The organism is Streptomyces sp. NPDC000983, assembly GCF_040299205.1.
In the GTDB taxonomy this organism is placed as follows: Bacteria; Actinomycetota; Actinomycetes; order Streptomycetales; family Streptomycetaceae; genus Streptomyces.
Genome location: NZ_JBEPBM010000031.1, coordinates 56375 through 79901 on the forward strand (window position 1 = coordinate 56375; position 23527 = coordinate 79901).

The 23527-nt window shown below is 71.6% G+C and carries 23 protein-coding genes; 16 read left to right on the forward strand and 7 right to left on the reverse strand.

Translation table 11 applies throughout. From position 1 onward, the window contains the following. Nucleotides 1-27: 27 nt before the first annotated feature. Nucleotides 28-534 (reverse strand): cupin domain-containing protein, encoded by a 507-nt coding sequence (locus ABT296_RS28890; RefSeq protein WP_351931607.1) that lies wholly within the window; start codon nt 532-534, stop codon nt 28-30. A 127-nt stretch (nt 535-661) separates the two neighbouring features. Here ABT296_RS28890 and ABT296_RS28895 point away from each other — a divergent pair, with 127 nt between their 5' ends. From ABT296_RS28895 to ssuE, 11 genes are all read left to right on the forward strand, one after another. Then, nucleotides 662-1096 carry an RrF2 family transcriptional regulator gene (locus ABT296_RS28895; protein WP_351931608.1) on the forward strand — a complete coding sequence of 145 codons (435 nt, stop codon included), beginning with the start codon at nt 662-664 and terminating at the stop codon, nt 1094-1096. Continuing rightward, nucleotides 1093-2013 (forward strand): DsbA family oxidoreductase, encoded by a 921-nt coding sequence (locus tag ABT296_RS28900; RefSeq protein WP_351931609.1) that lies wholly within the window; start codon nt 1093-1095, stop codon nt 2011-2013. Before ABT296_RS28895 ends, ABT296_RS28900 begins: the two co-directional genes overlap by 4 nt. Nucleotides 2014-2467: 454 nt before the next feature. Beyond that, a complete protein-coding gene (locus ABT296_RS28905; RefSeq protein ID WP_351931610.1) occupies nt 2468-4048 on the forward strand; it encodes an ABC transporter substrate-binding protein in 1581 nt (526 codons plus the stop codon). A 31-nt stretch (nt 4049-4079) separates the two neighbouring features. Then, the gene (locus tag ABT296_RS28910) at nt 4080-5099 is read left to right on the forward strand and encodes an ABC transporter permease (protein WP_351931611.1); all 1020 of its coding nucleotides are present in this window, start codon (nt 4080-4082) and stop codon (nt 5097-5099) included. A gap of 3 nt (nt 5100-5102) precedes the next feature. Next, entirely contained in the window at nt 5103-5993 is an 891-nt protein-coding gene (locus ABT296_RS28915; protein WP_351931612.1) for an ABC transporter permease, read from the forward strand. Further along, nucleotides 5990-6862 carry an ABC transporter ATP-binding protein gene (locus ABT296_RS28920; protein ID WP_351931613.1) on the forward strand — a complete coding sequence of 291 codons (873 nt, stop codon included), beginning with the start codon at nt 5990-5992 and terminating at the stop codon, nt 6860-6862. The genes ABT296_RS28915 and ABT296_RS28920 overlap by 4 nt, the downstream gene beginning before the upstream one ends. After that, nucleotides 6859-7686, forward strand: coding sequence for an ABC transporter ATP-binding protein (locus ABT296_RS28925; protein ID WP_351931614.1), 828 nt, complete (start codon nt 6859-6861; stop codon nt 7684-7686). Before ABT296_RS28920 ends, ABT296_RS28925 begins: the two co-directional genes overlap by 4 nt. Before the next feature lie 122 nt (nt 7687-7808). After that, nucleotides 7809-9137 (forward strand): LLM class flavin-dependent oxidoreductase, encoded by a 1329-nt coding sequence (locus tag ABT296_RS28930; RefSeq protein ID WP_351931615.1) that lies wholly within the window; start codon nt 7809-7811, stop codon nt 9135-9137. Between the two features lie 4 nt (nt 9138-9141). Continuing rightward, nucleotides 9142-10197 (forward strand): LLM class flavin-dependent oxidoreductase, encoded by a 1056-nt coding sequence (locus ABT296_RS28935; RefSeq protein ID WP_351931616.1) that lies wholly within the window; start codon nt 9142-9144, stop codon nt 10195-10197. Then, nucleotides 10190-10960, forward strand: coding sequence for an alpha/beta hydrolase (locus tag ABT296_RS28940; RefSeq protein WP_351931617.1), 771 nt, complete (start codon nt 10190-10192; stop codon nt 10958-10960). The genes ABT296_RS28935 and ABT296_RS28940 overlap by 8 nt, the downstream gene beginning before the upstream one ends. A 59-nt stretch (nt 10961-11019) precedes the next feature. Further along, nucleotides 11020-11574, forward strand: coding sequence for an NADPH-dependent FMN reductase (ssuE, locus tag ABT296_RS28945; protein WP_351931618.1), 555 nt, complete (start codon nt 11020-11022; stop codon nt 11572-11574). A gap of 15 nt (nt 11575-11589) precedes the next feature. On the opposite strand, the gene ABT296_RS28950 is transcribed toward ssuE, so the two are convergent. Both ABT296_RS28950 and ABT296_RS28955 read right to left on the reverse strand, forming a co-directional pair. Next, entirely contained in the window at nt 11590-12927 is a 1338-nt protein-coding gene (locus ABT296_RS28950; RefSeq protein ID WP_351931619.1) for a PP2C family protein-serine/threonine phosphatase, read from the reverse strand. A 326-nt stretch (nt 12928-13253) separates the two neighbouring features. Further along, nucleotides 13254-13826, reverse strand: a complete 573-nt coding sequence (locus tag ABT296_RS28955) for a TetR/AcrR family transcriptional regulator (RefSeq protein ID WP_351931620.1) — start codon at nt 13824-13826, stop codon at nt 13254-13256. 85 nt (nt 13827-13911) lie between these two features. Between ABT296_RS28955 and ABT296_RS28960 the strand changes: the two genes are divergently transcribed. Next, a complete protein-coding gene (locus ABT296_RS28960; protein WP_351931621.1) occupies nt 13912-14793 on the forward strand; it encodes an SDR family oxidoreductase in 882 nt (293 codons plus the stop codon). Nucleotides 14794-15218: 425 nt separating this feature from the next. Here the strand turns inward: ABT296_RS28960 and ABT296_RS28965 are convergent, their stop codons facing one another. From ABT296_RS28965 to ABT296_RS28980, 4 genes are all read right to left on the reverse strand, one after another. Next, nucleotides 15219-16481 (reverse strand): cation:proton antiporter, encoded by a 1263-nt coding sequence (locus tag ABT296_RS28965; protein ID WP_351931622.1) that lies wholly within the window; start codon nt 16479-16481, stop codon nt 15219-15221. Nucleotides 16482-16827: 346 nt separating this feature from the next. Then, a complete protein-coding gene (gene htpG / locus ABT296_RS28970; RefSeq protein WP_351931623.1) occupies nt 16828-18747 on the reverse strand; it encodes a molecular chaperone HtpG in 1920 nt (639 codons plus the stop codon). Between the two features lie 135 nt (nt 18748-18882). Next, nucleotides 18883-19479: a hypothetical protein gene (locus ABT296_RS28975; RefSeq protein ID WP_351931624.1), complete on the reverse strand. Its 597-nt coding sequence runs from the start codon at nt 19477-19479 to the stop codon at nt 18883-18885. A 140-nt stretch (nt 19480-19619) separates the two neighbouring features. Then, nucleotides 19620-20450, reverse strand: coding sequence for an STAS domain-containing protein (locus tag ABT296_RS28980; RefSeq protein WP_351931625.1), 831 nt, complete (start codon nt 20448-20450; stop codon nt 19620-19622). A gap of 226 nt (nt 20451-20676) precedes the next feature. On the opposite strand from ABT296_RS28980, the gene ABT296_RS28985 reads away from it, so the two are divergent. The 4 genes from ABT296_RS28985 to ABT296_RS29000 all read left to right on the forward strand — a co-directional run bounded on the left by ABT296_RS28985 (nt 20677) and on the right by ABT296_RS29000 (nt 23407). After that, nucleotides 20677-21099, forward strand: coding sequence for a CBS domain-containing protein (locus tag ABT296_RS28985; RefSeq protein WP_351931626.1), 423 nt, complete (start codon nt 20677-20679; stop codon nt 21097-21099). A 37-nt stretch (nt 21100-21136) separates the two neighbouring features. After that, nucleotides 21137-21364, forward strand: a complete 228-nt coding sequence (locus tag ABT296_RS28990) for a DUF6480 family protein (protein WP_351931627.1) — start codon at nt 21137-21139, stop codon at nt 21362-21364. A 68-nt stretch (nt 21365-21432) separates the two neighbouring features. Beyond that, nucleotides 21433-22959 carry an FAD-dependent oxidoreductase gene (locus tag ABT296_RS28995; RefSeq protein ID WP_351931628.1) on the forward strand — a complete coding sequence of 509 codons (1527 nt, stop codon included), beginning with the start codon at nt 21433-21435 and terminating at the stop codon, nt 22957-22959. Between the two features lie 205 nt (nt 22960-23164). Next, entirely contained in the window at nt 23165-23407 is a 243-nt protein-coding gene (locus ABT296_RS29000; protein ID WP_351931629.1) for a DUF5133 domain-containing protein, read from the forward strand. Nucleotides 23408-23527: the final 120 nt, after the last annotated feature.

Below are 23527 nucleotides of genomic sequence, written 5' to 3' on the forward strand. Positions count from 1 at the left end.
CACGGGGGCGGCCGCCGCGCCGGACTGTCAGGATTCCTCCTGGCCCAGTACGTACAGGCGCGGCAGGTTGACCACGATCGCCTCCTGGGTGCTGCGGGCGATGACCACCACGGCTTCCTCGGTGGGGTCCGGGTTCTCCTCGCGGTGGGGGACGAACGGGGGGACGAAGATGTAGTCGCCGGGGGAGGTGCGCAGCCGTACCTCTTCGGGGGTGCCGCCGGAGTCGTCGAGGAAGACGAACTCGGGGTGGCCGCTGACCACGTGGATCGCGGTCTCGGACTCGCCGTGGTGGTGGTCGGAGGACGCGGTCGACGGGGCGACGTGAGTCTGTCCCATCCACAGTTTCTCGGAGCCCACGGTGTTGCCGCTGACGGCGGCGAACCTGCGCATGCCTCCGCTCTGGGCGGTGTCGCCGTCCAGGGCGTCGGCGCGGATGTGGTGCAGCCGGGCGCGCAGGGGGGCCGTCGCGGTGCCGGCGTTGTCGCCGAGGTGGGGGTGGAATCCTTCGCCGGCGGTGGTCAGGGGCTCGCTCATGAGTGGGACGCTAGAGCGGCCCGAAAAAGGATGTCAATAGGTGTCCTTTGGGCTTCACCTGCGGCAATGTTCCCGCAATAAAGCGGTGAGGGCTGGACGGCGTCCGCCGGTCGGGCATCATGTGCGCATGCATATTTCCGCGAAGGCGGACTACGCCGCGCGGGCGCTGCTCGAACTCGCCCGCGAACCCGACCATCCGTTGACCTGCGAGTCCATCGCCTCCTCGCAGCACATCCCGTTCCGTTTCCTGAAGTCCGTCGTCGGTGAACTGCGCAGGGCCGGTCTGGTGCGCAGCCAGCGCGGCTGCGAGGGCGGTTACTGGCTCGGCCGGCCCGCCGAGGAGATCACGCTGCTCGACGTGGCGCGGGCCGTGGACGGCGAGTTGATCACCCTGCGGGGCGAGCCGCTGGACGGGCTCGACTATCCGGGCCCCGCCTCCGGTCTGCCCGGGGTGTGGCGTCGTGTCGAGGCGGACGCCGCCGCCGTCCTCGGCGGCACCACCCTGGCCGCGCTGCTGCCCGAGGCGGCGGGCGGGCCGACGGACCGCAAGGGCGCCGCGTGACGAGCGGGCCGGACCCGGCGCGGGTCGAGGTGGTGGAGTACACCGACCCGCTGTGTCCGTGGTCCTGGGGCTCGGAGCCCGTGCTGCGCGCCCTGCGCTCGGCGCTCGGCGGGCGGGTCCGCTGGCGTCGCGTGTACGGCATCCTCTTCGACCACGACGACGACCCGGCACCCGACCCGGCCGCCGAAACGGCCTGGTACTCCCGTTACATCGAGGACATCTCCGCGCACACCCACGCCCCGAGGGCGTTCACGCTGAGCCGGGTGGCGGCGAGTTCATGGCCCGCGTCGCTGGCCGCCAAGGCGGCGGAGCTGCAGGGCGCGGAGGTCGCCGAGCGGGTGCTGCGCCGACTGCGGGAGAGCGTCTTCGTGCTCGGCGAGCCGGCGGACACACCGGAGTCGGCGCTGGCGGCGGCTCGGGGGGTGCCGGACCTCGACCTGGACCGGCTGGCCGCCGACGCGGCCTCCGTCGCCGTACTCGACCGAGTGCGCGCCGATCACGGCGAGGCGCGTCGGCCGGTCCACGAGGTGCTGTCGGTGCCGGGCGGCTCGTCGCCGCATCCCGGCGCGGCCAAGGAGACCCCGGACGGGGGGCTGCGGTACGCGCTGCCGACGCTGCTCTTCCGGTCGGCGGCCGGGGTCCGCGCGATGCCCGGCTGGCGGTCGTACGAGGAGTACGCGGCGGCGTTGGACGACTTGGCGCCGGGGCTGCCGACGCGGCCGGAACGGCTGGAGGCTGCGGCCGCGCTCGTGCGCCACCGCAGCCTCACCGGGCCCGAGTTCGGGATGCTCACGTGCGGCGCGTGGCCCCCGCCGGACGCCGTCCGGGTGGAGACGGCGGGTGGTCCGCTCTGGCTGCATCCCGACGAGGCCCGCACCCGGGCGCCGGCCACCCGCCGCCCGCTCACAGGGCTCTGAGCAGCACTCAGAGACCGTCCCGCCGAATGAGACACCTTCGGGTGTCCATTGACAGCCGCGGAAATCTCACCCCAGGATGTGCACCATGCTCACGACGCACCCCGGTGTGGTGTGCCGCTACGTGGACCTGCGGCGCACCTGCAGCGCTCTCTGTCGCTGACCGACCGCCACCCACGTCCCGCAGGCACCTGACCGCTCTCGCCGGCTCCGGCCTTCCGCCGCTCCCCCACTGAGCGTTCGTCCTCTCCGGCCGATGCCCCGGCGCCTGCTTCCCTCTCACCTCCCGCGGCTTCGCCGACGCCTCACGCCCTGAGTCCGGTATGCCTCCGCGCGCCCCGACGGCGCACCGGCATGCCCTCCGCGACGTGCGCCGATGTCCGACGCCGCGGCACACCGCCCTCGTTCCCGAGCCCGCAGCCCTGCACCGGCCGGAGCCTTCGAAGAGAGAACTGACATGTTCGGACGCCTCACCCCGCCCAGCCCCGAAAGCGATCCCCGTCCCGGACGCCGCCTCCGCATCCCCCGTCGGCTGCGCGCCGCCGCCCTGGGGACCGCGCTGGCCACCGTGCTCGTCCCGGCGCTCAGCGCCTGCGGCGGCGACGCCGCTTCCGCGAGCGGCAACGCCACCCTGAAGTGGACCTCCTCCTACTTCCCCACCCACTGGGACCCGGTGGTGAGCGGCAGCGGCGCCCAGTTCCGCGAACTCGCCCTGGTGTACGCCTCGTTGACCCGCACGGACGAAAAGGGCAACGCCGTGCCCGACCTGGCCGAGAGCTGGGAGTACAACGCCAAGGGCGATCAGATCACCTTCCATCTGCGCCCCGGCCTGAAGTTCAGCGACGGCGAACCGGTCGACGCCACCGCCGTGAAGGCGGCCATCGAACGCGCCAAGAACCAGAAGAACTCGGCGCTCTTCGGCGACCTGACCTCCATCAAGTCCGTTCAGGCCAAGGGACTCGACGCGGTCGTCAACCTCACCCAGGTCGACTACCAGATCCCCCAGCTGCTCGGCCAGCGCGTCCTGCAGATCGCGAGCCCGAAGGCCGCGAAGTCCCCGACGAAGCTGGACCAGAACCCGGTCGGCGCGGGCCCGTTCACCGTGACGCAGATCGTGCCGGGCACCAAGGCGGTCCTGAAGAAGAACCCGGACTACTGGGACGCCGAGAACATCCACATCGACAACGTCGAACTCACCTCGGCCCCCGACGCGTCCACCGTGGTCTCCGGCCTCCAGACCGGCGTCTACAACTTCGCTGACATCGACCCCAGCCAGGCGGAGGCGGCCAAGAAGGCCGGCCTGGACGTGTTCGTGCAGCCCGGGTTCAACGCCTCCAATCTCAGCCTGAACATCAACAAGGCGCCGTTCGACAACGACAAGGTCGTCGACGCGGTGCGCCACGCGATCGACCGTCAGGAGTTCGTCGACAAGCTGACGTTCGGCTACGGCGAGGTCACCGACCAGCCCTTCCCCAAGGAGTACGTGGCCTACGACCCCGAGTCCGAGGATCAGTACCCCTACGACCCGGCGAAGGCGAAGAAGCTGCTCGCCGAGGCGGGCTACAAGTCCGGTGACCTCAAGATCGACCTGGTCATCCCGGCGGAGGACCCCCAGGCGGAGATCGTCCAGTCGCAGCTGGCGAAGGTCGGCATCACCGTCACCATCAAGATCGACAAGAACTGGGCGACCCCGTTCTTCGCCAAGGACCTGGCGTTCTCCCTGTACGGCACCACCGGCCGCGACTCCGCGCTGCAGACCCTGACCGCGCACTTCGGCCCGAACGGCCCGCTCAACCTCAGCTCCCCCTACGAGCCGTCCGGCTTCGAGTCGGCCGCCGCCAAGGTCCGCCGGACCCCGCTGGACTCCCCCGACTACACCGACGTCCTCCAGGCCGCGACCCGAGCGGGGCTGGAGAGCAAGGCGCTGGTGTTCACCTACTCCCAGCCCAACCTCATCGCCAAGAGCAAGTCCATCTCCGCGCTGCCGAAGAACCCGGCCCACATCGACTGGACCGGCGTGACCATCGGCGCCAGCTGACCTTCCGTCCACCACCGAGAGGAGGCATCCGATGACGACGGCCACCGCACCGGCGACGGCCAACTCCGAGGCACCGTCCAGGACTCGGCACGCGCTGGTCCGTGTGCTCGCCGTCCTCGCCCGGTCAGTCGCGATCTTCGTGCCCGTCTTCCTGGTCGCGACGTTCGTGACGTTCGCGCTGCGCTCGCTCAGCGGGCTCAGCCCGGCGCGGATCCAGCTGGGCGAGGAGGCGACCCCCGAGGCGATCGCCAGGGTCGAGGCCGAGTGGGGCCTGGACCGGCCCTTCCTGGTCCAGTACGGCGACTGGTTCAACGGCGTCCTGCACGGACAGCTCGGCACGAGCTGGACCAACGGCGCCGACATCTCCACCCTGATCGGCCTCGGCCTCGGGGTCAGCCTGTCGGTGGCCACCTTCGCCCTGCTGATCGGCGTGGTCGTCGGCTTCGCCCTGGGCACCCTCGCGGCCCTGCGCCGCACCACCTGGGTCGACCGGGCCATCACCGGCTTCGTCACGGCGATCTCGGTGATGCCGGCCTTCGTCGTCGGGATCGTGCTGGTCGCGGTCTTCGCCGTCCAGCTGAACCTGTTCCCCTCCGCCGGGTACATCCCGGCGGAGCAGGGGCTGGGACCGTGGCTCGCCCATATCACCCTGCCCGCCGTGGCGTTGAGCTTCGACGTCGTCGCCGACGTGGCACGCCAGCTGCGTTCCAGTCTCGTCGCCGCCTACCGGGAGAACTACGTCACCGGTGCGCTGGTGCGCGGACTCGGCCCGCGCCGGATCTTCTTCGGCCATGTGCTGCGCAACGGTCTCGGCCCGGCGCTGGCGACCCTGGGCCTGAAGTTCCCGGCCCTCGTGGGTGCCTCCGTCGTCACGGAGTGGATCTTCGGCCTCCAGGGCTTCGGGCGGTTCGCCAACGACGCCGCGCAGGCCGGCGACGTACCGGCCGTGCAAGGGGTGCTGGTGGTGTCGATCGTGCTGGTCGTGGTGTTCAACCTGTTCGTCAACCTGGTGCTGGCGCGTGTGACGCCCGCATCGCAACGGGGGGTGTGACCCGTGGTGCGCCGTGTGCTCGCCCTGCCGTCCGGACGGATCGCCGTCGCCGTTCTCACCGTGATCGCCCTGCTCGCCGTGGCCGGCCCCTGGCTGGCCCCCCAGGACCCTCTCGCCACCAGCACCGACACCCTGGGCGCCGCCACCGGCTCGCACTGGCTGGGCACCGACTACCTGGGCCGGGACGTACTGAGCCGGCTCCTGGACGGTTCCCGCATCAGTGTCCTCGGCTCGCTTGAGGTCGCGCTCACCGCTCTGGTGGTCGGTGCCGTCCCCGGCATCCTCTCGGTCTACCTGGGCCGGGCCTTCGAATGGATCACCCTGCGGCTGACCGACACCCTGGTCGCCCTGCCCTTCCTGCTCTTCGCCGTCGCCGTCGTCGCGCTGCTGGGCAACGGCATCACCCAGGCGATGCTGGTCACCGGGGTGCTGGTCTCCCCGCTGTTCTACCGGGTCTCGCGCGCGGCGACGCTCGCGGTGGCCCGCTCGCAGTACGTGGAAGCGGCGATCATCTCCGGCGCCTCGCTCGGCTGGGTCGTACGACGGCACGTCTGGGTCAAGGTGCTGCCGCCCATCGCGGTCGCCCTGGCGCAGACCGTCGGCGTCGGCTTCGTGATCGTGTCGAGCCTGACCTTCCTCGGCATCGGCGTGCAGCCGCCCGCTCCCACCTGGGGCGGTCTGCTCGCCTCCGACCTCGGCTATCTGACCCAGCGCCCGTGGGCGCCGCTGGCGCCGGCCCTGCTGATCGTGGTCACGGTCTGGGCCTGCAACCTCCTCGCCGACGCCATCCGGGACGTCTCCGGCGAGGCGGGCCGGGCCCTGCTCAACAGCCGCAAGGCCCGCGCCAACCGGCGCGGCGAGCCCGACCCCGCTCCCATCGGAGGCGCGCGATGAGCACCCTGTCCGAGCAACTGGACACCCCCGTCGAGAACACCGAGAGCACCGCGGCCCAGCCGGTCCTGTCGGTACGCGACGTGCGGATCAGCGACCAGGCGAACGGACGGGAGATCGTCCACGGGGTGAGCTTCGACCTCACCCCGGGCAGGACGGTCGGCATCGTCGGCGAGTCCGGCAGCGGCAAGACCCTCACCTGCCGGGCCGCCCTGGGCATCCTGCCCGCCCACTTCGAGGTGACGGGCGGCTCCGTCGAACTGGACGGCCGCGACATCACCGACCTGTCCCCCGCCGACTGGACCGCCCTGCGCGGTACGACGATCAGCGCGGTCTTCCAGGACCCGGCCTCCTACCTCAACCCCTCGATCCGGGTCGGCGCGCAGGTCGCCGAGGTGATCCGGGTCAAGAAGAGGACCGGACGCCGCGAAGCGCGCAGGCAGGCCGTCGAGCTGCTGCGCGCCGTGCACCTGCGCGACCCCGAGCTGGTCTACGGCCAGTACACCTACGAACTGTCCGGCGGCATGCTCCAGCGGGTGCTCATCGCCGCCGCGATCGCGGCCGGCCCGCGCGTCCTGATCGCCGACGAGGCGACGACCGCGCTCGACGTCACCGTCCAGGCGGAGATCCTCGACCTGCTCGCCGACCTGCGCGACCGGACCGGACTGGCCCTCGTCGTGGTCTCCCACGACCTGGCCGTCGTGGCCCAGCTGTGCGACGAGGTCCTCGTCCTGCGCCAGGGCGAGGTCGTCGAACAGGGCCCGACCCACGAGGTGCTCCACCGCCCCCGCCACGAGTACACCCGGCTCCTGATCGCCGAGCACGAACAGTACGGCCTCGACCGGTTCCTGGCCCCCGAGGAGAACGCATGAGCACCGACGCCGTGCTGAAGGTCGACCACCTTCAGGTGCACTACGGATCGCGCCGCCGACGCCGCCGCGTCCTCAACGACGTCTCCCTGAGCATCGCCCCCGGCGAGACGGTCGGCGTCATCGGCGAGACCGGCTCGGGCAAGTCCACGCTCGCACGGGCCGTGCTCGGCCTGGTCCCGGCCTCGGCCGGCTCGATCCTCGTCGACGGCGAGGAGGTCGCCGCGTACGGGCCCCGCCAGTGGCGCGCGCTGCGCCGCCGTGGTGTCGTCCAGTACGTCTTCCAGGACCCGCTGCGCAGTCTCGACCCGGATCTCACGGTCGCGGAGTCCCTGGCCGAGCCGCTGCTCATCCAGGGGGTGTCGCGCACGGAGGCGGCCGGGCGGGTGCGCGCCTTCCTCGACCGGGTCCGGCTCACCGAGGACCTCCTCGACCGGGTGCCCGGCGAACTCTCCGGCGGCCAGCGCCAACGCGTCGCGGTCGCACGGGCGTTGGTCACCGAACCCCGCCTGGTGATCCTCGACGAGCCGGTCAGCGCCCTGGACTCCGCGAACCGGGTCCAGATCCTGCAGATCCTCAAGGAGCTGCGCGGCGACGGCGTGGCCCTGGTCTTCATCTCCCACGATCTCGGCTCCGTCGCCGGGGTCGCCGACCGGATCGCGGTGCTGTACCAGGGCGAGCTGGTCGAGGCCGGTCCCGCCCGCGACGTCATCGGCGCACCGAGCCACCCGTACACCCGCCTGCTCGTGGGGTCCGCGCCCACCCTGCACAGCGCGCCCGCCGGCCGTGCCGAACGCGAGGCACTGCGCGCCCTCCTGCACGCCTGAGCCGCCACACCCCGCCCTCACCATCACCCCTGCACCCCTGCACCCCTGCACCCCTGCACCCCTGCACCCCTGCACCCCTGCACCCCTGCACCCCTGCACCCCTGCACAGACAAGGATCAGCCATGCCCCGCACCCTTCATCTCGCCCTCCACCCCTACGGCGTCGGCGGCCCGGGCCAGCACGGCCTGTGGAAGGACGCGCGCGTCGCGAAGAACTCCAGCATCGACATCGACTACTACATCCGGCTCGCGAAGGCCGCCGAACACGCCCTGTTCGACGCCCTGTTCATCGTGGACAGCCAGTTCATCAACGCCACCTACCCGGCGCACTACCTCAACCGCCTCGAACCACTGACCCTGTTGTCGGCGGTGGCCACGCACACCCGGCACATCGGGCTGGTGGGCACCGCGAGTTCGACGTACAACTCGCCGTTCAACCTCGCCCGGCGGTTCGCCTCGCTCGACCACATCAGCGGCGGCCGGGCCGGCTGGAACGTCGTCACCAGCTTCGACACCGGAACCTCCCGCAACTTCGGCCTCGACGAGCACCTCGACTACGCCTCCCGCTACGGGCGGGCCCTTGAGTTCGTGCAGGTCGCGCGCGGGCTGTGGGACTCCTACGAGGACGACGCCTTCCCTGCCGACGTCGAGCGGGGCGTCTTCCTCGACCCCGCCAAGCTGCACGAACTCGGCCATGTGGGCGAGCACTTCAAGGTGGCCGGCCCGCTGAACCTCTCCCGCTCGCCGCAGGGCCAGCCGGTGATCTTCCAGGCGGGGGTGTCCGAGGAGGGCCGTGATCTCGCCGCCCAGGTAGCCGAGGGCATCTACGCGCCCGGCGGCACGCTGGAGCAGGCGCAGGAGTACTACTCCGACATCAAGAAGCGCACCGCCGACTACGGCCGCGACCCCGACCACATCAAGATCTTCATCCACGGCGGCCCGGTCGTCGCCGCCACCGACGAGGCCGCCCGCCGCCGCGAACGGGAGATCTTCGAGGAGGACAACGACTTCGACCGCAACCTGGCGCTGCTGGGCCGCTCCTTCGGGGCGTACGACTTCAGTGTCCACGACCTCGACGCCCCCTTCCCCGACGTCGCCCACCTCGCCGAGAAGGGCGGCCGGACCGGCGCGGCACAGCTCATCCAGCGCGCCCGCGAGGAGAACCTGACGCTGCGCCAGGTCGCCGAGTCCGTCAACCAGTTCCGTCAGTCGCCGTTCGTGGGGGACCCGCGGACCGTCGCCGACACCATCGAGCGGTGGTTCGACGCCGGCACCTTCGACGGCATCAACCTCGCCTTCCGCACCGAGGAGGAGCTCGACCTCTTCGTCGACGGCGTGGTGCCGATCCTGCAGAAGCGCGGCCTGTTCCGCACCGAGTACGCCTCCGACACCCTGCGCGGAAACCTCGGACTCCCCGTCCCGGCCAACCGGCACGCACCCGTGGAGGGCTGAGGACGTGACCGAGAGCGCCACTCCCGGCAGACCCCGACTGCGTCTTGGCTTCCTCACCCATGTCCAGGGCCGCGACAGCGACTTCGCCCGCACCTACCGCAACGCCCAGGAACTGTTCACCGTCGCCGACGAACTCGGCTTCGACACCGGCTGGGTCGCCCAGCACCACGTCCCGCCCGGCGGTGGCGGGCTCTCCTCGCCCTGGACCTTCCTCGCGCACGCGGCGGCGCGCACCACCCGCATCCGGCTGGGCACCGCGATCACCGTCCTGCCCCTGGAGGACCCGGTCCGGCTGGCCGAGGACATCGCCACGGTCGACCTCCTCAGCGGCGGGCGCGTCGAGATCGGCGTGGGCAGCGGCTCGAGCGATCTGGAGTACGCCGCCTTCGGCCAGGACGTCGCCCGCAAAAGGGAGCTGACCAGCCGCAACCTCGACATCCTGCGCCAGGCACTGGCCCGGCACGAGGTGGGCGCGCCCGGCTTCCGCATCCAGCCCGAGCCGGGCGACTTCACCGACCGGATCTGGCAGGGCGTGTTCAGCGAACGCGGCGCCGTGTACGCCGCCGAGGGCGGCTCGCACCTGCTGCTCAACCGGGCGGCGTACGGCTTCGACGCGCCCACCGACGAGGTGCAGCGCCCGTGGGCCGACGCCTTCCTCACCGCCTGGAAGGGCCCGCGCCGCCCGCGCGTCGGGCTCTCCCGGTTCGTGTTCCCGGCCAAGGACCGGCGTACGGCGCTGCGGCACATCGGTGACGACGTCCACCGGGCGGCGCTGCGCATGGCGGGGCACGGCGCCTTCCCCGAAGGCCTGGACGCGGACGAGGCGCTGCGCCGCTTCCACTGCTTCTACGGCCACCCCGACGAGATCGCCGCGGCGCTGGGCCGGGAGCAGGTCCTGCCACTGGCGACCGATCTCATCACCCAGTTCAACCCCGCTCTTCCCGACCACGACGCGACCGTGCGCGCCCTCGAACTCATCGCGACCGAAGTGGCGCCCGCGCTGGGCTGGAAGCCCGCGTCCCAGGCACAACCCGCAACCACCGGAGTGGCACATGACTGACCAGCCCCAGTACGACGACCACCACACCCCCGCGGGCCTGCGGGTCCGCGGCACCGTCGTCGTCGTTCCCGGCCGGGGTGAGACCCGTGCGACCTACGCCCGCTTCGGCAGGCGGCTCGCGGCGGACGCCTACCGCGTACGGGTGATCGACGGCCCCGACCTCGCCGCGGGCGATCCGGGGGATCTCGCCGACCGGATCGGTGCGGCGGTCGAGGGCGCCGCCGTCGAGGGCGAGGTGGCCCGGCCCGTCGTGCTGGTCGGAGCGGACTCGGGGGCCGCCGCCGTCGCCGCGCTGCTCGGCGGCGCCGGGCTCCCGGCCGCCGGCCGGCCCGACGCCGCCGTCCTCGCGGCCCTGCCCGGGCAGGCCACGGCCGCCGGCACCGCCGGCACCTGGGACGACGAACTCGCCGTCCGCACCTCCTGCCCCGCCCACCGGGGCGTGCTCACCGAGGACGGGCAGGTGCGGCGCGGCGCTCTCGACGACGCCCTGCCGGACTCCCTGCTCTCCGCCGTCCACGACGGCGACATCGACGTACCCGTGCTGCTCCTCGTGGGCGACGCCGATCCGCTCGCCGACCACGAGGCCCTGGCCCGCGCGGCCAAGTCCCTGCCCCGCGCCCGTCTCTCGGTCGTGCACGGCGCCCATCACGACGTCCTCAACGACCTCCAGCACCGCTCGGCGGCGGCCGAGGTCGTCACGTTCCTCGAGACACTCCGCAACGAACTGCACCCCGTGGTCACGGTGCGGTCGAGCACTTGGTGAGCGACCGCCCCACGCGTCCGGCTCCTCCACCCGTCCCGCCCTCTCCGGAAGGTCCCCGCATGGCTGCCATCCTGTCCGTCTCCGGAAGCCCGTCCCCCACGTCCCGCACCACCCGCCTGCTGCGCCACCTCGACGACCGGCTGCGCCGCCAGGGCCACGAGGTGACACCGCTGGAGGTGCGCAGCCTGCCGCCCGAGGCGCTGCTCGGCGCGCACTTCGGGCACCCGTCGATCGTCGCCGCCACGGAGCTGTTCGCGCGGGCGGAGGGGGTCGTGATCGGCACACCGGTGTACAAGGCCGCGTACTCGGGCCTGTTGAAGTCGCTGCTCGATGTGCTGCCGCAGTACGCGCTGGCCGGGAAGACCGTCCTGCCGCTCGCCACCGGCGGGTCCACGGCCCACGTCCTGGCCATCGACTACGCGCTGCGTCCCGTCCTGAGTTCCATGGGTGCGGCGCACATCGTGCCCGGCTGGTTCACCCTCGACCGGGACATCTCGGCGGACGGTACCGGATCCGTGCTGCCGCCCGCTGCCGCCGAGGCGTTGGAGCAGGTCACCGACCAGTTCTCGGCCGCGCTGGGAGGACGTACGGGCAGCCTCGCGGCCGCCGGGTGAGCCCGCCCCGGCCGATCATTCGCCGGTGGCGGCGGGGAGGCGGACCGCCAGGAGGGCGACGTCGTCGTCGTTGTCGTGGGGCCGGGAGCGCTGCAGCAGCTGGTCGGCGAAGACGTCCAGGGTGCGGTGGGCCAGTGAGGCCGCGTGCCGGCGCAGGTTCTCCATTCCGACGTCCAGCGGCTGTCTGCGGGACTCGACGAGACCGTCCGTGTAGAAGACGAGCGTCGAGTCCGCGGGGAGGGTGACACTGGCCTCCGACCACGGCCGGGACGAGGGCATGCCGAGGAGGAGTCCGTTGGCCTCGGTGAGGTAGCGGGTCAGGCCGTCACGACCGACCAGCAGCGGCGGCGGGTGACCGGCACTGCTCCATCGCAGGCGCCAGACGCCGGCCGCGTCGACCGCCAGCCGGGCCAGGATCATGGTCGCCATGCGCACGTCGGTGATCTGTGTCATGGCTTCGTTGAGATGCTGCACGACCCGGTCGGTCGACTGGTCCTGCGACCAGGTGAACGCCCGGATCACGTTGCGCAGTTGGGCCATGCCGGCCGCCGCTTCGAGGTCGTGTCCGACGACGTCGCCGATGACCAGCGCGGTGTCCCCGCCCGGCAGGTGGAACGCGTCGTACCAGTCGCCTCCGACGTAGGAAGCGTCCGGGGCGGCGAGGTAGCGGGCGGTCATGCCGACGCCCGGCAGATGCGGCAGCTGGGGCAGCAGGTAGCGCTGCATGGTCTCGGCGACCTGGCGCTGGCGCTGGTAGTGGCGGGCGTTCTCCAGCGCGAGGCCGATACGGCGGGCGATGTCCTCCAGCAGTCCCAGGTCGTGCGTGGTGAAGGGCTCGCTCTCCTCGGAGCGGCCGAGGGTGAGCGCGCCCAGCACCTCCCACGGGCCCCGGATGGGGGCGATGGCCGCGGTCTTGATCCCGGTCGCCTGGAACAGCCTGCGCTGCTCCACGGCGATGCCGCTGTCCGGTTCTCCTTCGTAGGTCCGCGGGCCGGCGAGATTGGAGGCGACCCCGCGCAGGGCTCTGGACAGCGGCATGGGCGAGGCGTCGGAGACCGGCGGCATGGGCCCCTGCAGTTCCTCGCACACGGTCAGGCCCTCGGTTCCGGCGTGGACCACCAGATGGCGCGAGACGTCGTCGCTCTCCGTGATCAGGTCGACCACGGCCCAGTCCGCGAGGCGCGGCAGTACGAGGGCGACGACCCGGTTCAGCGCCTCGTCCACGTCGAGGTTGGAGATGAGCTGGGCGGTGGTGTCGGCGAGCAGGGCGAGGCGTTCCAGCTCCGACAGGCTTCGGGCGGCGACCGGGGGCATGACGGGAACGGCCTCCGGGCATGTGGTGATGTCGGTCATGACCGCTCCCTTGCCGAGCCGTGCAACGCAGCAGAACGGAGCGGTCGAGGTCCGGCGGCCGCGCTCACTCACAGTGAGCGATGAGCATGGTCGAACGGTTGACGGCGAACGCCCGGCTCCCTGCGGTGCCGGGCGAAGTCCTGCGGTCGGTGCTGGATGGTGTGACGAAGTACCTGGCGAGGCTGCTGTTCTCCCAACAACCGACCGAGTGGCCGCGAGGGCCACGCGCCATTTGTAGCACAGCCGTTTGCGTGGATCACCGGGCCTTGTCGTGCACGGAGCCGCGGTGCGGGGCGCCGGGCACCGGCCGGGAAGAGGTTTGCCGGTCAGCCCAGCGAGGCGCTGGCCGCGCGCAGCTCGCCCAGGGCCGCCAGGGCGTATCCCGCCAGCTCGTCGTCACGGTCGCCGTCGGACCACTGGGCGTAGCCCCGTTTGAAGGCGAGGACCCCCAGCTCCCCCGCCAGGGCGGCGGTCGGGTCGGGTACACCGCGGGCGACCAGGGCGCCGGTCATGGCGGCCGCGAGGCTGACGCTCTTGAGGGCGTCGCGCTCCTGGAGTTCGGTACTGGCGGCGACGGCGGCCTTCAGGCGGGGCGCGAGTTCACGGCTCATGGGGCCCATGGCGCTCGACGCACGCTCCAGACCGACGGCGACCGCGTCGAGCGGGCCCGCGTCGGCGGGTGCCTCGGCGATCCCCTCGGCGAGCAGCCGGCTCAGCGTCTCCTGCCCGGCCACGAGCAGCTCGCGCTTGTCGGGGAAGTGCCGGAAGAAGGTGCTCTTGGTGACTCCCGCGCGCTCGGCGATCTGCGCGACCGTCGTGGCGTCGTACCCCTGCTCGGTGAACAGGTCGACTGCGGCCACGACGAGGCGTTCGCGTGCGCCAGGTTCCCATCTGCCCATGGCCGCCATCCTAGCGATGGGACTCTTGTCCCATCACTGGAGTAGGGTGACGGGACAAGAGTCCCATCACTTCGAGGGGTTTCCCATGCACGTCCTCGTCACGGGCGGCACCGGTCTGATCGGTTCCGCCGTCGTCGCCGAACTGCTCGGCAACGGCCACACCGTCCTCGCACTCGCCCGCTCCGACGCCTCCGCGCAGGCCGTGAAGGCGGCCGGGGCCGAACCCCTCCGGGGCGCCCTCGCCGACCTGGACACCCTCCGCGCGGGCGCCGCCCGGGCCGACGGGGTGATCCACCTCGCGTTCCACCACGACTTCAGCAGCGCCGACGCCGTCACGCGGTCCGTCGCCGAGGAGAGCGCCGCCCTCACCGCACTCGGCGAGGCGCTCCTCGGCAGCGACCGCCCCCTCGTCACCTGCTCGGGCACGCCCCACGTACCCGGCCGTGCCTCCACCGAGGCCGACCCGCTGATGACCGAGGGCCCGCTCGGCGGACGCGGCCGTACGGTCACCTCGGTCCTCGGCCTGTCCACGCGCGGCGTCCGCAGCAGCGCCGTACGCCTGCCGCGCACCGTGCATCACCAGGGCGCCGGCGGGTTCGCCGGAATCCTGACCGACATCGCACGCCGCACCGGAGTCTCCGGCTACCCCGGCGACGGCACCCAGCGCTGGCCGGCCGTGCACGCCCTCGACGCGGCGGCCCTCTTCCGCCTCGCCCTGGAACGGGCGGAAGCCGGGACTGCCTGGCATGCCGTGGCCGACGAGGGGGACCAGGTCCGTGACATCGCCTCGGTGATCGGCCGCCGGCTGAACCTCCCCGTGGAATCCGTGCCTCCGGAGGCGTTCGGCCCGCTCGGCCAGATCTTCGCCGCCGACCAGCCCTCGTCCAGCGCGCACACCCGTCAGGCACTGGGCTGGGAACCCAAGCACCCCGGCCTCCTGGAAGACCTGGAGAACATCCAGCCCTGACGTACGACACGGGCCGCCGTCCCATGGGCGGAGGGCGCCTCGTCGTGTTCTCCGGGTGCCGCGCCGTTGTGGCAGGTCGCGCGGTTCCCCGCGCCCCCTATGGCCCAGGCGGCGGTCCAGGTCAGCGAGTCATGGCTCGGCGGGGTGCGGTTCGAACGGCCCCGGGGGTCCTTGGGGCCCCGGGGCCCTTGGGGCGCCGGGGATCCTTGAGGCGCCGGGGATCCTTGAGGCCTCGGGGGTCCTCGGGGCGCCGGGGACAATGCGGCCGCCGAGCTGCCACCTCCCCAGGGGCGCGGGGAACTGCGCGACCGGCCACGATGGCGCCGCGCCCGAAGAACACGCGAAGAGGGCCCCTGCTCCGGACCGCGCCGGTCGCCTTCCGCGTGCGCCCCGGGACGGTCACCGAAGGGACGCCCAAGCCCGCCCTACGGGCGAGGAGGCGTCGTTCCGCGCAGCCGGTCCAGGCGTTTCACGACCGGCCCGGCCGTGACGCCGTGCAGGACGACCGAGGCGAGGACCGTGAACGTCACCACCGCCCACAGCTCCCGCGCCGGTACGGGGAAGTCGTGCTGTCCGAGCGCATAGGCGAGGTAGTAGAGCGAGCCGATCCCCCGCATGCCGTAGACCGCGGTCACCCAGCGTTCACTGCGCCTCATCCGGGTGCCGAGCAGACCGGTCCACCCCGAGAGGGGCCGGAGCACCAGCAGCAGGACCAGCCCGGTGACCACTCCCTGCCAGGTCAGCGGAGCCAGCCCGCCCAGGGCGACGAAAGCGCCCAGCAGGAAGAGCAGCACGGCGGTGAAGAGGCGCTCGACCTGTTCGACGAAGTCGTGCAGGACGTTGTGGAAGCCGTGAGCGCGTTCCTCCGCCCGGATCGAGCAGGCGGTGACGAACACGGCGAGGAAGCCGTAGCCATGGAGCAGTTCGGCGGCCCCGTAGGCGAGGAAGGTGGCGCTCAGGGCCACGAACCCCTCCCGGTGCTCGGACAACCGCAGCACCGGTGAGCGGGACTGGAAGAACAGCCGGCCCAGCAACCGCCCGATCACCCAGCCGCTCAGCACGCCGATCGCGCACTTGAGCAGGAGGTCTTTCAGCACCCAGCCGCTGATCCAGTCCGCGGACCAGCTTCCTCCGGCCGCGGCCACCAGGGCGACCGCCGCGTAGGTCAGGGGGAACGCCAGACCGTCGTTCAGGCCGGCCTCGCTGGTCAGGGCGAACCGCACCTCGTCCTCGTCCTGTTCGTCCTCGGTCGGCTCCCCCACCCGCACTTCCGAGGCAAGCACCGGATCGGTCGGCGCGAGGACCGCGGCCAGCAGCAGTGCCGCCGCGGGCGGCCAGTCCAGCACCCACCAGGCCGTGAGGGCGGTGAACACGACGGTCAGCGGCATCGTCACGCCCAACAGGCGCCAGGTCGCCGCCCATCGGCGCCACCCGACGGGCCGGTTGAGGGCAAGACCGGCGCCCATCAGGGCGATGATCACGCAGATCTCCGTGATGTGCTCCGCCATCAGGCGGTTTCCCACCGGGTCGATCTCCGGCAGCGGCAACGGCAACAGGTACACACCGATGCCGCCGCACAGGAAGACGAGGGGAAGCGACAGCGGCCGCCCGGCCACCACCCGCGGCAGCACCGCCGCGAGCAGCGCGCCCACCCCCAGCCATGCGAAGACGGCGTCGCCGATCGTCACTGCGCTGCTCGCTCCTCTCGGTCCACCCGCCGACGGCCCGGACAGCCGCACAGGACGACGGCGCACCCGCCGGCTCCGCCTCCGTCACCGCGATCGCGGCCGCCCCGCCATCACTGACGTCGCGCTGTGGCCCCGCTTCGCTCCAGCTCCCGCAGTTCCCTTCCTGCGCCGGGCAAAACGGCCTCAGCGATCACCCGGCCGTCGCCGACGCCCTCGACTGCGGCGTCCATCCGATCCCTGCGGCTGGACAAGCTGCGCCGCGCAGCCCGCAGCCCGCACGAGAACGCCTGCTCCGGGACTCCCCTTTGCGGAGTCCCGGAGCAGGCGTTCGGGTTGTGCCAGGGGGCTACAGGGTGTGGGTCAGGCGGTCGGTGAGGAGGCGGGTGAAGCGGGCCGGGTCGGGCAGGTCGCCGCCTTCGGCGAGCAGCGCGCTGCCGTAGATCAGCTCGGCGATCTCGGGCAGTGCGGGGTTGTCGGTGCCCGCGTCGTGCGCCGTGCGCAGCGCGGTGATCAGCGGGTGCGTGGGGTTGAGTTCCAGGATCCGCTTGACGGTGGGCAGTTGCTGTCCCATCGCCCGGTACATCTTCTCCAGGGTCGGCGTCACATCGTGGGCGTCGCCGACGATGCAGGCCGCCGAGGTCGTCAGGCGTGAGGAGAGGCGGACCTCCTTGACCTGCTCGGACAGGGTGGTGGTCAGCCACGGCAGCAGGGCGGCGAAGTCCTGCTCGCGCTGCGCCTTGTCGGCGTCGGCCTCCCCGTCGCCGTCGGCGGACTCGTCGAGGTCGACCTGGCCCTTGGCGATGGACTGCAGCCGGTGGCCGTCGAAGGCGGGCACCTGGTCCACCCACACCTCGTCGACGGGGTCGGTGAGGATCAGGACCTCGTAGCCCTTGGCGGTGAAGGCCTCCATGTGCGGGGAGTTCTCCACCATCGCGCGGGTCTCGCCGGTCAGGTAGTAGATCGTGTCCTGGCCGTCCTTCATGCGCTCGACGTACTCGCGCAGTGTGGTGGTCTTCTCCGGGTCGTGGGTGGAGGCGGCCGACACCAGTTCGAGCAGGGCCTCGGTGTTGTCCGTGTCCTCGACCAGGCCCTCCTTCAGCGCCCGGCCGAACTGCTCCCACACCTTCGTGTAGCGCTCGGCGTCCTTGGACTGCATGTCCTTGACGGCGCCGAGGACCTTCTTGACCAGGCGGCGGCGTACGCCGCGGATCTGCCGGTCCTGCTGGAGGATCTCGCGCGAGACGTTCAGCGACAGGTCGTGGGCGTCCACGACACCCTTGACGAAGCGCAGGTAGTTGGGCATGAGCGCTTCGCAGTCGTCCATGATGAACACCCGCTTGACGTACAGCTGTACGCCGCGCCTGGTCTCGCGGGAGAACAGGTCGAAGGGCGCCTGCGAGGGGATGAACAGCAGCGCCTCGTACTCGAAGGTGCCCTCGGCGCGCATGTGGATGGTCTCGGCCGGGGCCAGCCAGTCGTGGCTGATCTGCTGGTAGAACTCGCTGTACTCGTCCTGGGTCACCTCGGTGCGCGGCCGGGCCCACAGGGCCTTCATCGAGTTGAGCGTGTCGACGTCTCGGGTGGTCCCGCCCTCGGCGTCGGTGCGCTCGGTGGCCATCCGGATCGGCCAGCGGATGAAGTCCGAGTACCGCTTGACGATCTGACGGATCTTCGGCTCGGACAGGTAGTCGGCGAGCCCGTCCTCGCTGTCGGCGGGCTTGAGGTGCAGGGTGACCGAGGTGCCCACGGGCAGATCGTCGACGGCCTGGATGTCGTAGGTGCCCTCGCCGTCGGACTCCCACTGGGTTCCGGAGTCGGTGCCGGCCCGCCGGGTGCGCAGGACGACCCGGTCGGCGACCATGAACGCCGAGTAGAAGCCGACGCCGAACTGCCCGATCAGACTCTCGGCGGTGGCCGCGTCCTTGGACTCCTTGAGCTTCTCCAGCAGGCCGGCGGTGCCGGACTTGGCGATCGTGCCGATCAGCTCCACCAGGTCGTCCCGGGACATGCCGATCCCGTTGTCACGGACGGTCAGGGTACGGGCGTCCGGGTCGGCCTCCAACGCGATGTGCAGGTCGGCGGTGTCGGCGCCGGCGAGGTCGGAGTCGATCAGCGATTCCAGCCTCAGTTTGTCCAGGGCGTCGGAGGCGTTCGAGATCAGCTCGCGCAGGAAGATGTCCTTGTTCGAGTAGATCGAGTGAATCACCAGACGGAGCAACTGACGGGTCTCGGCCTGAAACTCCAGCGTCTCGACGCTGCTGCCCATGTGGGTCTCTTTCTGTTTCTGCGGGACGTCCTGAACGGACTTGGACCGGGGTTGGGGACTGAAACGGACATCGTACTTGTCATCCGTTGAATAACACGCTGCGACGGAGTCGGTGCGGCTCGTCGACAGGGTGCTTCACAGAAGGCGCTGCGCGGTGTCGATCCATGAGTTCTCGTGCCGGTTGTCGGTGATCCCCATGAAGTTGCGGGCGGCGACCGCGGCGCTCGGCCGACTCCTTGATCTGGGCGCCGTGTTGAGCAGGACGGACGTGGCCGCGGACAGCGTCTTGATGGCCTTGTAGGGCTCGGCGGCGGAGGAGCCCCAGCCGATCGGCCTGCCCTGCCGGATGCTCCGCCGGACGACCTTGAACGCCTGGCGGACGCCGCCGAGCATGTCGATGTCGTCCTCGGTGAGGAACCGCTCCGCGGCCAGCTTGGCCATGAGCGCCTCGATCTGTCCTTCGGCGGCGGTGGCCCGTTCGAGGCAGGCCCAGCCGACGTGTTGGGGCGTGGTGACGGGCGTGTGGCCGCCCGTGAGGGCGTTCCACGTCTTCCACACGGCGACGAACTCCCCGTAGAGCCGCTGGAAGTCCTGAGCCGCCGCCATGTCCATCTCACGGTTCTTCCGGACCTGTTCCCAGCGGTCGGCGACCCGGGTGGTCACCAGCCAGCCACCGCCGAGTGTCACGGCCACCGTGAGCAGTGGGGCTCCCAACGACTCGATGATCGGCACGGGGCGGGCTCCTGACGCCGGTCGCAATCACTCCGAACGCAAGTGTGCTGTGCGTCGCGGGCATTTGTGGCGGGTTCCTGCATTCCCTTCCCGCACCGTCGCTCCGCCTCTGCGGCCCTTGTCCGTGCCGTGTGCCCTTCCTACGGACCCGCCGGATTGGCTGTGAGGGCCGCGTACAGGCGCCGGACGGCGTTCTCTGCGTCGGCGAGTTCGCCCGGGCTGGGAACGCGGGTGCCGAAGGATTGCACCTCGGGGGCCGCCAGGGCCCGCCAGTCCAGTACGGGGGTGAGCGTGTTGGCGGCTTGGGCGAGGAACCAGGCGATCTGGCCATGAGCGTGGGCCACGGCGATCGCGATCGTCGCGATCGCCCCGCGCAGGCGTTCCAAGCGCTCTGTGCCGGCGAGTTCTTCCGGCCCCGCGTCGGGGGCCACCGTCTCGGCCAGGCGGGCGGCAGTGACACGGGCCAGCTCCGCATCCTCCTCGGACAGTTCCCAAAGCCCTTCCTCGGCCTGTCCGGCCGCCTCGTCGACCAGCGCGGCGATCTCGGCGCACATCCCCGTGCCGGCCGGTTTCGCCATCGTCGGCTCGAGGCCGGTCACGCCCGTCCCTCCATGCGTCTCTCGTGCGCGGGAAAGGCCGGGGGCGGTGGGCTGGATGTCGAAGATGGTGTCGGCTGCGGTGACGTGCAGCAGATGGTCGACCTGAGGACTGAGGGCGGCGAGCCGGAAGGCTACTCCGGCCTTTCCGGCGGCGCTGCGGGCGGCGAGTAGTTCGTGCAGGCCGGGCGAGGTGCAGAAGGTCAGGTCGGAGCAGTCGACGACGAGCAGCTCGGGCGCCGCGGCAATGGCGGTGTGCAGGGCCCGGGCCAGGACGGGGGCGGTTTCCAGCTGGGCCTCCCCCTCCAGCACGACAACGACGGTCCCCGGCGATGCCGGACAGCATGTCGCGCTCAAGGTTGCGTGCCCGGCCATGGCGGGACTCCTCAGGCCAGGGGCCGCCTGCTGCGGTCCTGTTTCGACCGTACCCCTGAACCTCTCCTACCCGCGGCCCTGAATTCGAACACTGTTGTCGCCGGCCGCCCCTGCGTCCGCCTCCAGGTTCCGTCGATCGGGCGCTCGGGCGGGGGTGTCCTGGAGACGGGGTACTCGGCTCTCCACGGCGGTGAACCGCACCGCCCCTGATCAAGGGGTGTTTCCGATGACTCAACATGTCAGCGACGTAATGACGACCGACCTGATGACCGTCGAACCGCAGACATCGGTGACCGCTGTCGCCGAGATGATGCGGGACGAGGACATCGGCGCCGTGCTCGTCACCGAGGGCGACCGGCTCCGAGGGCTGGTCACGGACCGTGACCTGGTGGTTCGCTCCGTAGCTGCGGGGCATGACCCAGGCAGTACGACCGTCGTCGACGCGTGCAGCGACGAGATGATCACAGTGTCCCCGGGCGACGACCTGGATCGTGCGGTCGCCGTGATGCGTGAGCACGCCGTACGCCGTGTCCCGGTCGTGGACCGGCAACAGCACCCCGTGGGCCTCGTCTCCCTCGGAGACCTGGCCATCGAACGTGATCCCGGGTCCGCCCTGGGCGACATCAGTGCCGCCGGCCCCAACACATGAGCGACCCCCCGGATCAGTAGCCTCAAGGAGGGCAGCCATGTCTTCTCCCGACCCGGAGCCCACTCGAACTCCGGGAGTCGACTCAGGCGGTCAGGTCTCCCCCGAGGAGACCCCGCCGGCTGAAGGGGGCACCTTCGGCACGCATCCCGATCCGCCCGAGCTGCGGAACAAGGGATGGGCCGCGGCGCCCCTGACCGTGATCCTGGTGCTGGTGGCTCTGGTGGCGATCGGACTGATCGCCATGGTGGTGGCGATGGCCCTGTGAACCGGAAGCCCCGCAAGACCCGGCCGAATGGTCCGAGTGCCCTGCCCGAGACGGGGGACTCGGCCGGCATGAACACCGAGCGAGTGCCGCCGAGCTCCTACTGGATGGAAACCGCGCCCGCCGGCGCCCCCGCTCCCCCACCGGACGGCGACGTCGATGTCGACGTCGCCGTGGTCGGCGGCGGCATCGCGGGACTCAGCACGGCGTGGGAGCTCGCGTCCCGGGGGCGCGAGGTCGCCGTCCTGGAGGCGGGGCGCCTCGCCGCCGGGGTCACCGGGCACACCACCGCCAAGCTGACCGCCCTGCACACCCTGATCTACGACCATCTGCGCCGCACCCGCGGTTCTGAGGGTGCCCGGCTGTACGCCCGCTCGCAGAGCGCCGCGATCCGGCGTGCACAGGGCATCGTGGACGAGCTGGGCATCGACTGCGACTGGGAGGATGCGGCGGCCCACACCTACGCCGAGAACCCCCGGCACGTGAACAAGGTGCGCGCGGAGGCGGAAGCGGCCCGCGAGGCGGGTCTGCCGGCCGAGTTCGTCACGGAGACGGATCTGCCGTACGCCGTCGCCGGAGCGGTCCGGGTGAGCGGCCAGGCCCAGTTCCATCCCCGGAAGTACCTGCTGGCGCTCGCGGACGACCTGCTGCGGCGCGGCGGCTCGGTGTACGAGGGCACTCGCGTCGTCGGTCTCACCGAGGGCCGACCCTGCACGCTGACCACCGAGGCGGGCGTGTCGGTGCGCGCCCGCGAGGTCGTGGTCGCCACCCACTACCCCGTGTTCGACCGGGCCCTGCTCTTCTCCCGGCTCTCACCGCGCCGGGAACTCGTCGTCGCCGGGGTCATCGACGAGGCGCGTGCGCCGCGCGGCATGTACATCACGCCGGATCAGGCCACGCGTTCCGTGCGCACGGCGCCTTTCGGCGACGGCCGGCGCCTGCTGATCGTCACCGGGGAGCACTTCACGCCCGGCGCCGCCGACGTCGAGGAACGGTTCACGCGGCTGTCGGACTGGGCCGAGGCCCGCTTCCCGGACGTGAAGCTCACGCATCGATGGGCCGCCCAGGACAACGACTCCACCGACTCGGTGCCCCTGGTCGGACCGCTGCGTCCGGGCAGTCGGCACGCCTACGTGGCGACGGGCTTCGGCGGCTGGGGTCTCAGCGGCGGCATCATGGCGGGCCAACTCCTGAGCAACCTCATCGCCGGACATCCGGTCGAATGGAGCGGCCTCTACGATCCCCGGCGGGTCGCGAGCGTCGTACGCGAGGGCGGATCGTTCCTGAAGCACCAGGCCAAGGTGGCCCGGCACTTCGTCGGCGACCGCGTTCCGTCCGTCTCCGGCCCCACCCCGGAGGACATCGCCCCGGGCGACGGCGCGGTGGTGCGGGTCGGCGCGGGCGGGTGTGCGGTGCACCGCGACGAGGACGGCCAACTGCACGCCGTCTCGGCCACCTGCACCCATCTCGGCTGCGTCGTCGCGTTCAACCGCGCGGAGAAGGCGTGGGAGTGCCCGTGCCACGGCTCCCGTTTCGCTCCCGACGGCGAGGTGCTCCAGGGTCCGGCGGTCCGGCCGCTCAAGAAGCGCGACCTTTGACCAGTACCGGTCCAGGCCAGGACCGATCCCGTCGGACCCGTTTCGGGAGCGGCGGGGTGGACCCGATCCCGTGAATTTCGCGACGAACCCGCATGCGGTGATCCGTTCGGGGGCACTCGGTGTTCCGGATCGACGCGGCCCGCCGAGGGCCCGTCTCCGATTCGGGTCGGGAGCACGGCCCGCCTTTCACACGGAGGCCGACACCATGCTGCTGCCCACGGAGAAGAACCTGCGCACCGCTCTGGCGCGCTTCGCCGACGTGCGCTTCCGCCACGACCTGGCACCCACCGGACAGTCGAGCCAGGAACTCGCGGACGTCACCTACACCCTGTGCGTGATGACCGGTACGGGATCGCTGGGCGAGGCCCTCGCCGCCGCCGACTCGCTCCTGCTGCGGTTCCGGGCCGGCGACCGGGCCCCGGAGACCGAGTCAGCCCTCACGGCATGACCCGTACGAGCCCTTCGCGGCCCCGAGCCGTGTGGTGCCACGGGGCGGGCGTCATGCCTCCCGCCGGCGCAATCGGCCGTCCGGCGAGGGAATCGGGCGACGAATCACGACAGGGGCGAT